Here is a 387-nt window from a genome sequence, read left to right as displayed (position 1 = left end):
AGCCGTCCGCGACCCACCGCGGCTACGACCCGCAGAACAACCTGCCGGCCGCTCAGGAGCGCTGGCAGTACACCCTGAACAACATGGTCGAGAAGGGCTGGATCAAACCGGCCGACATGCCGGCCGCGTACCCCAAGGTGAACAAGTTCGACCCGAACGCCTGCCGTACCTCCTGCGGCAGCGACAAGGCCAGCGGCAAGATCGTCAAGTACGTCAAGCAGGAACTGCGCGCTATGGGCGTCAGCGACGAGGAGCAGTCGAAGGGTGGTCTGCGGATCACCACGACGATCGATCCTGAGGTGCAGAAGGCGGCCGAGACCGCCGCGAACCGGGCGAACGACGACTCGCCGCTGAACAAGTTCGACAAGACGTACAAGACGGCCCTGG

The 387-nt window shown here is 64.6% G+C and carries 1 pseudogene; it reads left to right on the top strand.

The window, feature by feature from the left end:
- Positions 1 to 387 (top strand): annotated as a pseudogene (locus QSK31_RS48605) (transglycosylase domain-containing protein); the annotation flags it as partial.

This window comes from Actinoplanes sp. NBRC 103695 (genome assembly GCF_030269485.1).
Lineage (GTDB): Bacteria > Actinomycetota > Actinomycetes > Mycobacteriales > Micromonosporaceae > Actinoplanes.
The sequence above is the reverse complement of the archived record's forward strand: the minus strand, read 5'-3'. Positions and strand labels throughout refer to the sequence as shown.